The organism is Alkalinema sp. FACHB-956, from assembly GCF_014697025.1.
Taxonomy (GTDB): domain Bacteria; phylum Cyanobacteriota; class Cyanobacteriia; order Leptolyngbyales; family Leptolyngbyaceae; genus Alkalinema.
Genome location: NZ_JACJRC010000038.1, coordinates 1 through 13,045, shown reverse-complemented (window position 1 = coordinate 13,045; position 13,045 = coordinate 1). Strand labels below are relative to the sequence as shown.

The window sequence follows — 13,045 nt, the reverse complement described above, 5'->3', positions numbered from 1 at the left end:
TTGGTTCAGTGAATCCCCATGACCCCCGATAACTCCGCCCTTATCAAACAGCTACGCACTACCCTTGGCAAAATGGAAGTGGCGTTAGATTCTGTCTCTAACGCGATCGTCTGGACGGATAGTGAAGGAAATGTGCAGTGGTGCAATGCCATCTTCCTGCGTCTGATCCAGCGTAATAAATTAATGGTTTTAGGTAAACCATTATTGTCCCTGCTGCCCCTCGAACAGGCGGGACAGGAGATTGCCGAGGCCGATCACCCGATCAATCTGGCTCTCCAACAAAATGTCAATGGATTTGGGGTTTATGTGTGTCAGACCTCCGATCGGCCTTGCTTTTTAGAAATTAGTTGGTCTCCCGTTCCTTTTGAACAAGATCGCCCAAGTGCCGTGCTGGTCCTTCGGGATATTACGGTAGAACACCAAAATCATCTTGACCTGAAGCAATACCGAGAACACCTAGAGCATTTAGTGGAAGAGCGGACCTTGGACTTACAAACAACGAACCACCAACTGAAAGACGAAATTCTAGAACGCCAAACGATCGAAGATAAATTGCGCGAGAGTGAGTCTCGCTTTCGACTGCTGGTGGAAAATGCACGGGATTATGCCATTTACTTACTAGATATTGAAGGGCGGATCGCTAGTTGGAATGCGGGGGCGGAACGGTTAAAGGGATTCACTGCGGAGGAAGTGATCGGCCAGCCTTTGGCATCCGTGTTTACCCCTCAAGATTGCGAACAGGGTATTCCTGAACAAATCCTACGCATTGCCCGCGAGCAAGGGGAGTACGAAGGCGAACACCAACAACGCCGACGGGATGGCAGCCTGTTTTGGACGCATACGGTGGTCACAGCACTACGATCGGACAACGGTGAACTCCAAGGCTTTTCCAAAATTTCTCGGGATATTAGTGAGCGCAAACAGGCAGAAGAATCGCTCTATCGGCGCAACAAGCTACTTCGGGCCATCAGCGTAGCCCAATCGCAATTCATTATTGATGCCAATCCTAAAATTCTCTTTGATGAATTGCTAACTAATTTATTGGAGCTGACCGATAGCGAATATGGCTTTATTGGGGAAATTTTGTTTGATGGCCAGCAGGCCCCCATCATGGAAGAAGCCTATATGAAAATGCGGGGGCGGCCCTACGTCAAAGCCCATGCGATGACAAATATTGCCTGGGATGAAGCCACCCAAAAACTCTATGCCGAAAATGCGGACAAGGGCATGGAGTTCCATAACCTCAATACGCTGTTTGGGGCGGTGATTGTCACTGGAAAACCGGTGATTGCCAATAGTCCCAGTACCGATCCTCGGCGCGGTGGCCTGCCCTCTGGCCATCCCCCCTTGAATGCCTTTTTAGGGATTCCCTTTTTCTCCGATCAACAACTGATTGGCATGGTGGGGATTGCCAATCGGCCCAATGGCTATGAGGAATCCATCATCGAAGATCTGCGGCCTTTTCTGTCTACCTGTAGCAATATTATTGAGGCCTTTCGTAACGATAAACGGCGCAAGCAGGCCGAACAGGCGATGCAACAGGCCGAGAAAAACTATCGCAGTATTTTTGAAAACGCGATCGAAGGGATTTACCAGATCACGCCGGAGGGGCAGTTTATTAGTGCGAATCCGGCTCTGGCGAAAATCTGTGGCTATGGGTCTGCCAGTGAACTCATGGCGCAGGTTACGAATGTCAATATGCTCTATGGGGATGCCGATCGCCGCCAAATTTTTCTTGAGCAATTAGCTCAGGAAGGTGCGGTGATGGCCTTTGAATCCCAAATCTGTCGCCAGGATGGTCGCTCCATCTGGATATTGGAAAATTCCAGGGTGGTGCGGGATGCCGACGATAATTTGCTGTACTACGAAGGTTCCATTACGGATATCACCGATCGGAAACGGGCAGAGGAAGCCTTAAAAGTTAGTGAATCCCAAATCCGTCAAGTCATTGACCTGATTCCCCATGTCATCGTGGCGAAGGATCAGACAGGACGCTTTCTGTTAGCGAACCAAGCCCTAGCGTCTACCTTGGGGAGACCAGTAGAGGACATCATTGGAAAACTTAGCGTTGAGGTCGCTCCCAACTTGGAAGATGCACAAGCCTGTCAGTCGGAGGATTGGCAGGTGCTGAGCACGGGCCAACGCATGGAAATTCCTGAAAAAATCTTGACGGGTCCCCAAGGAGAGCGTCATGTTATTCAGGTTACGAAAATTCCCTTCCAATTGGCAGGGCAAGAAATGCCCGCAGTGTTAAGTGTGGCGATCAATATTACCGAGCAGAAACAAGCGGAACAGGCCCTGCGACAACAGGCGGAACGCAATGCACTGATTGCGGCAATGACGGTGCGGATTCGCCAATCCTTGAATTTGCCGGAGGTCTTGCAAGCGACGGTGGCTGAAGTGCGGCAATTCCTGAATACCGATCGGGTCTTGATCTTCCAACTGACCCAACCGGATCAGGGGGAAGGCTGTGTGGCTGTTGAGTCCGTTCGCAATCAACAAAAAAGCATTTGGAAACAAGTTATTCGAGATAAATGCCTGAGTGATTCTGCTTTAGACTATTTCCAAACGGGACAATTTACGGCTCACAATAATATTTATCAGTCAACATTACAGCCCTGTTATATCGAATTTTTGGCATCCTTTGGTGTGGTCGCTCAACTGACTATGCCAATTCTCCAGGGCGATAGTCTCTGGGGTTTATTGGTTGCCCAACACTGTGAAGGCCCTCGGGAATGGCAACCTCTGGAAACCGATTTATTGCAACAGTTGGCGACTCAGGTGGGGATTGCAGTGCAGCAGGTGGAGCTCTATACCAAGCTGCGATCGGAATTGGCCGAACGAACCCGCATGGAAACGCAATTACGGGAAAGTGAAACGGCCATTCGTGCCCTCTACCAAGTCACGTCATCGCCCCACTTCAGCCACGAAGAAGCGATCGAACGCTTGCTGCAATTAGGCCGAGAGCAATTTGGCCTTGAACTGGGAGCTGTATCCAAGATCAATGGTAATTGTATGGATTTGCTCTACGCGCAACTGCCCAACGGCGTTACGGTTCAAGGGCTCTCCTTTGAAGCTAATAACACCTTCTGCCAAGAAACGATCAAAGCCCGCAAACCCCTGTGCATCACTTCCGCCAGCACCAGCCATTGGAAAGACTTTCATAGTTACCTCAATTTCAAGCTTGAATCCTACTTAGGGTTTCCCCTGTTTGTGCGGGATGAACTCTATGGCACCCTATGCTTTGCCAGCCTGTCTCCCCGCGAAAGATCCTTCAAAAATGTTGATAAGGAGTTACTGCGGTTGATGGCCCAGTGGGTGGGGAGCGAGATTGAACGCCAAGAAGACGCCCGTGAGCTAGCCTGTGCTCGGGATGAAGCCCTCGCTGCCACCAGTGCCAAGAGTGATTTTCTGGCGACGATGAGCCATGAAATTCGCACCCCAATGAATGCGGTCATTGGGATGACGGGATTGCTACTGGATACATTCCTGAATCCAGAACAGCGAGATTTTGTCGAGACGATTCGCAATAGTGGAGAATCGCTACTGAATATCATTAACGATATTCTCGACTTCTCAAAAATTGAATCAGGTAAGTTAGAACTGGAACAACAACCCTTCAACGTGACCCATTGCGTGGAAGATGCGCTGGACTTGTTGGCGAATCGCGCCTCTGAAAAGGGCTTGGAATTGGCCTGCCAGCTCGATTCAGCAGTTCCGTTAGAAGTCGTGGGAGATATCACGCGCCTGCGCCAGGTACTGGTCAACTTGCTCAGTAATGCGGTCAAGTTTACCCAAACGGGTGAAGTGGTGGTTTCAGTCACTGCGGAACTAGTTTCCGACGCTTCGATCGCCCATCGCTTCAACCAGCCCTACGAGCAGTTCCATAAACTCCAGTTTGCCATTCAAGATACGGGTATTGGCATTCCCCAGGAGCGGATGGATCGCCTGTTTAAGCCCTTCAGCCAGGTGGATTCCTCGACTACGCGGAAATATGGCGGAACTGGCCTCGGCCTCGTGATTTGCAAGCAATTGGTGGAAATCATGGGCGGTCAAATGTGGGTGGAAAGTACGATCGGGCAAGGAACGACGTTCTACTTCACGGTGATTGCCCCGGCCACCTCAGCGGACACCGTCAGCATCCAAGCCGCCGATTGGCAATGTCTCCAGGGTAAGCGGGCGCTGATTGTGGATGACAACGCCACGAACCGCAGGATTGTGGATAAACAAACCACCAACTGGGGCATGTTAACCCGCACGGCCAGTTCCGGCGCAGAGGCTTTGCATTGGTTGCACCAAGGGGAAGTCTTTGACATCGCTATTCTGGATATGCAAATGCCTGAAATGGATGGCTTAATGCTGGCGCAGGAAATCCATAAACTGCCGAATTATGCCAACTTGCCCCTGATGATGTTGACCTCTTGGGGTCGCCATGACCTGCACCGGGAACAGATTGACCAGCATTTTAAGGTCTTCCTCAGCAAGCCTGTTAAACAATCTAATTTGCTCAATGCGCTGAGCCAAGTCCTGTGCCATCAACCGATCGTGATTCAGCGGGCGAAGGCCAATACGATCGAAATTGAGCGGGATTTAGCAGAGAAACATCCGCTGCGGATTTTGCTGGCCGAGGACAATACCACCAACCAAAAACTGGCGTTACAGCTCCTCAAGCGCATGGGATATCGCGCAGATGTGGCGGGGAATGGGCTAGAGGCGATCGAAGCGCTGAAGCGTCAACCCTATGACCTGGTGTTTATGGATGTGCACATGCCGGAAATGGATGGGTTGACCGCCGCGCAGAGAATTTGTCGGCTCTGGTCGTCCCAGGAACGGCCTCGCATTGTTGCAATGACGGCGAACGCGATGCAGGGCGATCGGCAAAAATGCCTCGATGCAGGCATGGATGACTATGTCAGCAAACCGATTCGGTTAGAAGAGTTGGTCAATGCGCTCAAAAATACCCCCTCTTTGCAGAGTGGCGGGAGCTTGGCATTGGGCAGTCATTCTGGACAGGGACAATCTGCCGGGAGTCATCCTCGCCCTACTTCGCCGGTGGTCACCCCGCCTGCCGCCCCCCTGGCCAGGGCTTCGCAGCCGGTGACTCAGCCAACGGTTCAACCAATTGCTGCTCAGCCAATTGCTCAGCCAATTGCTCAAACAATTGCTCAACCGATTACTCAAACAACCGTTCAACCGATTACTCAACAAACCATTAAACTGGTTACTCAACCGACTACCCAATCTACTATTCCAACAACCGTCCAAATAACTAGCCAACCAATCACTCAACCAACTAGCCAGCCGATTACTCAACCAACTAGTCAACCAGTCAGCCAACCAATCGCTCAACCAACTAGTCAACCAATCGCTCAACCAACTAGTCAACCAGTTAGCCAACCAGTCAGCCAACCAATCGCTCAACCAACTAGTCAACCAGTCAGCCAACCAATCAGCCAACCCATAACAGTCTCGCAGTCCCCTATAAACCCCTCTCCCATTCCCCCATCTCTCCCACCCTCCCACCCTCCCACCCTCCCAGAACCTACAACCTCGATCGCCCCCCCGATCGATGAAACCGTCTTCGCAGAACTAGCAGAACTCTTTGGAGATGAGAGTGTGGAGCCTTTGCTAGAAACCATTCACTCCTATTTAGTGGATGCGCCTACCTATCTGGACGCGATCGCCCAAGGACTGACAGCAACGAATTCCAATGCAATCCAATGTGCTGCCCACACCTTAAAGAGCATTAGTGCATCCTTGGGGGCGATGACTACAGCACAGATCTGCCAACAGATCGAAGAACTTGGTCAAAACAATGACTTAGTCAATGCAGCCGCGTTCTTACCCCAATTGCAAACGACCTATGCAGCAGCGGAAGCGGCTTTACAGCAGAAACGGCAGGTCTTACTGGCCCAAAGTTCGCTCTAGGGTTCCGTCAGGTAACCGCTGAGTTGCTCGATTCATAGTTGATTTTCCTAGGATCTTGGGGTATTGGTGGAAACTGTCCTTGTTGCATTCATGCCTGTGACTGCTTTTTCCCTTCCCCTGCCCGATTCCTACCATGCCAGCCTCATTCTGCTGGGTGCGGCCTTCCTCGATTACGTTGTGGGTGATCCGTGGAATTGGCTGCATCCCGTGCAGGTCATGGGCTGGTGCATTTCCCGCTATAGTCAGTGGGCCTTCGCTCACCTGAAATCCCCGATCGCGCTAAAATTTGCCGGGATTGGCCTGACAGTGCTTTTGGTGATGGGCAGTGCTAGCATCAGTTACGGCATGATTCGGCTATTGCAAGCTATCCATCCCATTGTCGGCACGATCGCAGAACTGATTGTCTTAGCCAGTTGCTTTGCGGGAAAAAGTTTGCGAGATGCGGCGCAGGATGTATTGCGGCCATTGTTACAGGGAGAATTATCAGAAGCCCGATCGCGCTTGAGTCGTTATGTAGGTCGTGATACAGCCGATCTTGATGAATCTGAAGTTCTCCGAGCCGTTGTAGAAACCGTTGCAGAAAATGGAGTCGATGGAGTGATGGCTCCGTTGTTTTGGGCGATTGTCGGTTCATTCACGCCGATCGGAGCCGCGCCGATCGCCCTAGGCTTCAAAGCTGCGAGTACGTTAGATTCCATGGTGGGCTATCTCCGCGCTCCCTACACTGACCTAGGCTGGTGCAGTGCCAAGACCGATGATCTCCTCATTTGGCTACCCTGTCGGCTGACCGTTGTTACCCTAGGGCTACTTTCGGGAAAACCGGGGCCTGTCTGGCAACTGTGTTGGCGAGATGGGCGGCAGGATCCCAGTCCCAATTCTGGCTGGAGTGAGTGCGTCTACGCAGCGGTGCTGGGGGTGCAACTCGGCGGCAGCAACACCTACCAGGGCCAAGTGAAACATAAACCGTTGCTGGGCAATCCCGATCGACCCATGACCGCCGCAGTTGTGACCCAAGCTTTGCGGCTCAATCGTATAACCTTCATGATTTGGTTAGTGATCGCGATCGTAATTCATATTTTATTCCCTGATACAACTGCGTCGTAATACAATAATGGGATGCAACAAGTGATGGGATGCAACAAGAAGGCAAAGCGACATTTCAAATTGGTCACTCGTTTTATCGCCCTAGTAGCCAACTGTCGCGGGATTTGGGCGTGTTGGCCGCAGCTATTTATAAACAACAAACCGGAGAACTGCGGGTTCTAGATGCGATGACAGGGTGCGGGGTGCGAATCTTGCGCTATGCCCTGGAGTCTGGTGCGGATTACCTCTGGGCCAACGATGGCAATCCGGAGGTGCACTACACCCTGCGGCAGAATTTAGCTCCGGTGTTAGAGCCCGATCGCTACCAAATTACCCATGAGCCCGCCAACCGCATCTTTTGGCAATGCGCCCTCGATCGGGACTATTACGATCTGATCGATATTGATGCCTTTGGCAGTCCTGGGGATTTAATTGCCCCGAGTCTGCCAGCGCTGAAATATGGTGGGCTGCTGTACCTGACCAGTACCGATGGCCGTATCGTATCCGGGCATTTTCCCCAGGATAGTCTGCGCCTGTATGGAGCCTATGCCCGATCGCATCCGTCGGTGCAGGAGCAGGCATTGCGAATTTTGCTGGGTGCGATCGCCCAACATTCTGCTGCTCAACATTCTGCCATTCAGCCCGTATTTGCGTTATATTCTGGCCAGACCTATCGTGTGATGGCACGAGTGTTGCCTAAAGCATCTAATTTGGCAAAATTCTACGGTTTCCTTGGTTATTGTTCCCATTGTGGCCATTACGAATCCCTCGATTGGCGATACCTGAGCCGTGCCCATTGTGCTAACCATCATCCACCGCAGCCGATGAGCCTGTCGGGGCCGCTGTGGTTAGGGGCATTGCACGATCGAGCCTTTTTACGATCCATGGCAGATCTCGCGCAAACCTGGCAGTGGTCGAAGGTTGTGACATTGCTGCAAACCATGCAAGCGGAGGCTGATCTACCGCCCTACTACTTTCCCTTGGGGGAAATTGGCCGTCGGGGGCAGTTCGATATTCCACCGCGCGATCGCTTAATCCATGCATTGATCAATGCCGGGTATGCAGCCAGTAGTACCCATCTCGATCCCCAGGCGATTAAAACCACAGCTTCCCTGAAAACCTGTGTGGAAGTGGCTCAATCGCTCTCAATCTCTAGGGCTACCTGAATGCTGTAGGTCGTACGAGAATGATTAGGAAAATGTCCGATCGAACATGGTTGAGAAAATATATTTAAAGGCAATGGAATCTTCTATGGATTGACTGGGATATATGGACTACGATCGATGGAAGCATGAATGTCGAAGCTTTTATCAATCTCTCTAATTTGTCAAAATGGTTCACCTAGTTATGACTAGATTAATTTATGTTTGAATAATAATATGAAACGCAAAGGGAGCGTTGGGTCGCGTAGGGGGTGATTGAATTCCAATTTCCTACAGCGAACTCCGTGATCTGTCAGCCAGGGATCTGTCAACCCAGTTATTCGCGAAAAAGATGCAGGTAGTGCAAGAAAAACATGCAATAAAGACAAAAATAGACGATTTTGATAGTAAATAGTTCCGATCGCGGAAGACTGTCACTGTCCCCCCAGAATCAATGCAGTTCTTTAGAGGTTCGATCGTCCACATCAGTTCCTTATTAAAATAGAAAGAAAATTCCTAAGAGCATTGTATGGCAAGTATGGCAGGGGTTTCACTCATTGATAAGCAATTATTCCTAGGATGTATTTCTGTCGATTCATCAAATCTTTATCAAAAGTGCGACATATCATTCTGATAATTAATTTTTCTAACTCAAGAACGTTGCCATTTGTCCTATACTGTACAAGGGAATTTAATCCTCACTGGTTCATCTACACTTGTCTCAGTTGATTGATTTGTCTGAATTAATTTATCTGAATTGATTTGATAACGTTGATTAATAGATTGGGTTGCTCCATTCTATTAGGCGACTGGTTTGGCGAACCCTCGTTGATGGATCTCTAGTGGTCGATCGAGGATAGCTCGCTCCGATTGGAAAACCTATCCCTTAGTCTATCTATCTTTGATAATCTATCTATCTCTGATTAGTTGGATGGATTCTCTATATTAGTTAGATAGGTTTTCTATGCTACGCCACCTCTGCTGTGAGCGATTATTTTTGAGAGGTGCATTGCAGAAACCTCAGAATTACGCTCCACGATGCCCCGATCGTTAGAAAACACTCAAGGTAGGTCGTATGTCTTATACCCGTTTGATGACTCCCACCCTTTCTACTTCTGCTCTAGCCAATTCTGCTCTGGCCAATTGCGCTCTAGCCAACAGCCAAATTCGTTGGTTTGAAAAAGGCGCAACCTTCCCCCTCGAAGATGACACCCTCTGGACGATCGAAGAAGGACTGGTGCGCACCATGACCTGGGACGAAACTGGAGAAATCAGTTGCGTGGGCATTTGGGGGCCAGGGGATATCGTGAGTGCGGCCCTAACTCAAGTGAACCCTTACCAAATCGAGTGCCTATCTCGCGTGACGGTGCGATCGCTGAGTTCCCAAACGTCCCACCTAGACGAACTGCTGGTCACCCATGCCAAGCAAGTAGAAGAATTATTGAGCATCATCCATTGCCGTCGCATTTTTTCCCGGTTATTGAAGGCATTACAATGGCTTGCCTATAAATTTGGCCAACCTCACCACAGTGGCCTCTTGCTCGATATTCCCGTCACCCATCAATGTTTAGCGGAGTTAATTGGAACCACCCGCGTCACCATTACGCGACTCCTCGGGGAATTAGAAACCCAAGGCCAAATTAAGCGATTTAGTCATCGTCGCATTTTGGTTGAAAGCATAAGTTTTTCTAATATTTTACCCTAGACTTCCTAACGTCCCTTCCAACCCGTCCCCGCCCCCCCGTATACTGGGAGAGCTTTGCCGTTTCGCGAGAACTCCCTTGGGAATTGATCTGCGCAGCTACGTCTACATCGATCGCCTGCAACGCCAGCACGCAGCCTATTTGGGTACGGAAGCCCAGGGATTTTTGCCATTGCCGGGGGATGCCTCGCTCTGGATCGAGGTATCGCCGGGGATTGAAATTAACCAAATGATGGATATCGCCCTCAAATCTGCCCAGGTGAGTCCGGGGGTGCAGATTATTGAGCGGCTCTATGGCTTGATGGAGATCCATGCCAGCAGCCAGGGGGATATTCATGCAGCGGGGCGGGCCATGATGGATTACCTGGGGGTGCGATCGACGGATTGTCTGCGGCCTCGGGTCATTTCCAGCCGTATCATTCGTAACATCACTCCCCACCACACGCAACTGATTAACCGAACCCGGCGCGGCAATATGATTCTGGCGGGGCAGACGCTGTACGTTTTGGAAGTGGAACCAGCGGCCTACGCATCCCTCGCCGCCAACGAAGCGGAAAAGGCCGCCTTTATTAACATCCTACAAATTTCGGCGGTGGGAACTTTTGGGCGGCTCTACCTCGGGGGTGAAGAGCGCGATATTATTGCAGCAGAACAGGGCGTTTTGGCGGCATTGGAAAGCTTGCCGGGGCGAGCCTTCCCAACGGATACACGGCGAGAGTAGTCCATGGCGGATCTAGCAGCGCTATTGGCATTAGGTAAGGGCCCGATCGCTTGGTTACAGTGGCGATCGCAGCAGTCGATCGTGGATTTGCGGGAGGCGGAGTTGGCGGGGCGAAATCTGCGGGGTGCGGATCTACAGGGTGTGGATTTGCAGGGTGTGGATTTTTGCAATGCTAAGTTGATTGCTGCAAACCTCACGGGCGCAAATTTAAATAAAGCGCTGTTGCATCAGGCGGAACTGAACCAGGCGAATTTGACCGCAGTTGAGATGGTCAATGGTAGCGCGATCGCGGCTAACTTCCGCAATGCCAAGCTAGTCAATGCGAATTTGATTAGTTCTGATCTGAAGCAGTGCAATTTTTGTGAGGCGGATCTGACGGGCGCGAACTTAATTGGCACGGAACTGCGGCAAGCGAAATTTCGCCACGCAGATTTAGCCGAGGCGCAGCTTCAGCGATCGGCCCTCTGTTTCGCTAATTTTGTCGAAGCGAATCTAGCGAATGCTGATTTGACGCGGGCGACGCTGTATGAAGCTGAATTGCGGGATGCCCATCTCTATCGCACGCAGTTTTGCAAAGCGCAGTTAATCCAAGCCCATTTGGTGAGGGTGTACGCCTATGGGGCGGGATTTTGTGAAGCGGATTTGAGTCAGGCGGATCTGTCCTGGGCCAAGCTGAAGAAGGCTGATTTTACTGGAGCTAAGCTGCAACAGGTCAATCTGCGGGGGGCTGACCTACGGCAAGCGAAGTTACGGGGAGCGAATCTATCGGGGGCTTGTTTGGAAGGGGCGAATCTGGCGGGTGCGGATCTGTCGGGGGCACTGTGGGAAGGGGCGATTTTGCAGGATGCTAATCTGACGGGGACGATCGGACAGGCGATCGGGACACCAGCCAAAGGTGTGGCTTAATACGGGGCTTAGCCATTCAAGATAATTTGATTTATTTGTACTAGTCTATCTATGTTAGGCTAGGGTATTCCAGCCTAGACTTTCTGCTTTGCCAACACGCTCAAGCCCACTCTCTCGGGAATTTCAGCCATGGTTATTTCCCCAAAAATCACCTCTCCAACTGAACCAGATTCCGTAATCTATCCAGACAGTGACGGCCAGCCGATGGCAGATAATACGAAGCAGTTTGAATGGATTGTTCTGCTCAAAAAGAATCTCGATATCCTCTTTGCTGAGGATGCCAACGTCTTTGTGGCGGGAGATTTGCTGTGGTATCCCCTCCAAGGACGCAATCAGCGGCGTACCGCGCCTGATGTGATGGTGGTGTTTGGCCGACCCAAGGGCGAACGCGGTTCCTACAAGCAATGGGAGGAGGACAATATTGCGCCGCAGGTGGTGTTTGAAATCCTTTCCCCCAGCAACACGATCGAGGAAATGGAGCGCAAGTTACTGTTCTACGATCGCTACGGTGTTGAAGAATATTACATTTACGATCCGGAAACGGGGCATTTTCGGGGTTGGCTGCGGGGCGAGGAGGGACTCGATGGGGTGGAGTTTGAGACGGAATGGGTTAGCCCGCGCTTAGAGATCCGCTTTGACTGTTCCGGTGACAACTTGCAGGTGTTTTATCCTTCGGGGCTGCGGTTTTTGAGTCAGACGGAGTTAGCGGCTCAGTTAGAGCAAACAAATCAAGCGCTAGAGCAAACTAGCCAGGAGCTGGAACAGGAAAAAGCCCGATCGCAGCGGTTGGCTGAAAAACTGCGCGAGTTGGGAATTGATCCAGATACTCTGGAGCGATAGACCGTTACGCGATCGCGGGTCTGAGAGCGGCACAGGATTGGGCCGGATCACCACCATCCAGATCCCTGAAGCGGGGTGCTAGGATCAAAGTAGATCGGGGGGCAGAATTTTAATCCTATGGGGAAGGTACCCTATGAAAACTCGATGGGCCACTCAGTGGGAAACTCGATTGTCCAAAAGCGTTACGATCGCGACGACAATCGCTGCAATGGTTGCGGGGCTGGGGGTTGCTCTGGCGGGTTCGGCAGTCGCCCAAGGGTGTCCTCCTGTGACCGTGAATCTTGAGTTAAGTCGCTTAGAACGGGATTTGACGCCATCGGCTCCGACTGCGTTTTTTACCCAGGGTCGATCGCAGTTTGAGCGGGAAATTCAACGCTTGAACCAGCCTGAACCGAGCCAGCCGATTTTGCAGATCAGCACTACTCCGATCGAACAACCGAAGGATATTTTGCGGGAATGGTTTAAGTCTTCGCCCGATCGTTCGATGCGGATAGAAGGGACGGTGCATGTCCAGTAGGGCCAATTGCCCGTGAGGGGTGCCCGATCGCGCAGGGGGTGAATGGGTTGTGCGATCGGGCGGGGTGATTATCCTATACCAAATTGATTTATCAATGCTACAGATCCGATCCCCCCTAGCCCCCCTTAAAAAGGGGGGAATTTAGTCAAATTCTTTCAAAGTCCCCCTTTTTAAGGGGGATTTAGGGGGATCGTCATGGGTTGCAA

At 51.1% G+C, this 13,045-nt stretch carries 8 protein-coding genes; all 8 read left to right on the top strand.

Annotation, left to right across the window (positions count from 1 at the left end; all coding sequences use genetic code 11):
* Window positions 1-18 precede the first annotated feature (18 nt).
* The 8 genes from H6G21_RS23170 to H6G21_RS23135 all read left to right on the top strand — a co-directional run bounded on the left by H6G21_RS23170 (window position 19) and on the right by H6G21_RS23135 (window position 12,839).
* The gene (locus tag H6G21_RS23170) at window positions 19-5,928 is read left to right on the top strand and encodes a PAS domain S-box protein (protein ID WP_190576541.1); all 5,910 of its coding nucleotides are present in this window, start codon (window positions 19-21) and stop codon (window positions 5,926-5,928) included.
* Between the two features lie 66 nt (window positions 5,929-5,994).
* Entirely contained in the window at window positions 5,995-7,032 is a 1,038-nt protein-coding gene (gene cbiB / locus H6G21_RS23165) for an adenosylcobinamide-phosphate synthase CbiB (protein ID WP_347278061.1), read from the top strand.
* A 29-nt stretch (window positions 7,033-7,061) separates the two neighbouring features.
* Window positions 7,062-8,177 (top strand): tRNA (guanine-N1)-methyltransferase, encoded by a 1,116-nt coding sequence (locus H6G21_RS23160; RefSeq protein ID WP_190576539.1) that lies wholly within the window; start codon window positions 7,062-7,064, stop codon window positions 8,175-8,177.
* A gap of 1,051 nt (window positions 8,178-9,228) precedes the next feature.
* The gene (locus H6G21_RS23155; protein ID WP_190576537.1) at window positions 9,229-9,858 is read left to right on the top strand and encodes a Crp/Fnr family transcriptional regulator; all 630 of its coding nucleotides are present in this window, start codon (window positions 9,229-9,231) and stop codon (window positions 9,856-9,858) included.
* Window positions 9,859-9,934: 76 nt separating this feature from the next.
* A complete protein-coding gene (locus H6G21_RS23150; RefSeq protein ID WP_190576535.1) occupies window positions 9,935-10,576 on the top strand; it encodes a hypothetical protein in 642 nt (213 codons plus the stop codon).
* Window positions 10,577-10,579: 3 nt separating this feature from the next.
* Window positions 10,580-11,482 (top strand): pentapeptide repeat-containing protein, encoded by a 903-nt coding sequence (locus H6G21_RS23145; protein WP_190576533.1) that lies wholly within the window; start codon window positions 10,580-10,582, stop codon window positions 11,480-11,482.
* A 129-nt stretch (window positions 11,483-11,611) separates the two neighbouring features.
* A complete protein-coding gene (locus H6G21_RS23140; protein ID WP_190576531.1) occupies window positions 11,612-12,322 on the top strand; it encodes a Uma2 family endonuclease in 711 nt (236 codons plus the stop codon).
* Between the two features lie 133 nt (window positions 12,323-12,455).
* Window positions 12,456-12,839: a hypothetical protein gene (locus tag H6G21_RS23135; protein ID WP_190576529.1), complete on the top strand. Its 384-nt coding sequence runs from the start codon at window positions 12,456-12,458 to the stop codon at window positions 12,837-12,839.
* The last annotated feature ends 206 nt before the right edge of the window (window positions 12,840-13,045 follow it).

Excerpts from the sequence above, each read along its gene's own strand:
- H6G21_RS23155 (WP_190576537.1), top strand. The coding sequence starts at position 9,229 with ATGTCTTATACCCGTTTGATGACTCCCACCCTTTCTACTTCTGCTCTA.
- H6G21_RS23170 (WP_190576541.1), top strand. The coding sequence starts at position 19 with ATGACCCCCGATAACTCCGCCCTTATCAAACAGCTACGCACTACCCTT.
- H6G21_RS23160 (WP_190576539.1), top strand. The coding sequence starts at position 7,062 with ATGCAACAAGAAGGCAAAGCGACATTTCAAATTGGTCACTCGTTTTAT.
- H6G21_RS23140 (WP_190576531.1), top strand. The coding sequence starts at position 11,612 with ATGGTTATTTCCCCAAAAATCACCTCTCCAACTGAACCAGATTCCGTA.
- H6G21_RS23145 (WP_190576533.1), top strand. The coding sequence starts at position 10,580 with ATGGCGGATCTAGCAGCGCTATTGGCATTAGGTAAGGGCCCGATCGCT.
- H6G21_RS23135 (WP_190576529.1), top strand. The coding sequence starts at position 12,456 with ATGAAAACTCGATGGGCCACTCAGTGGGAAACTCGATTGTCCAAAAGC.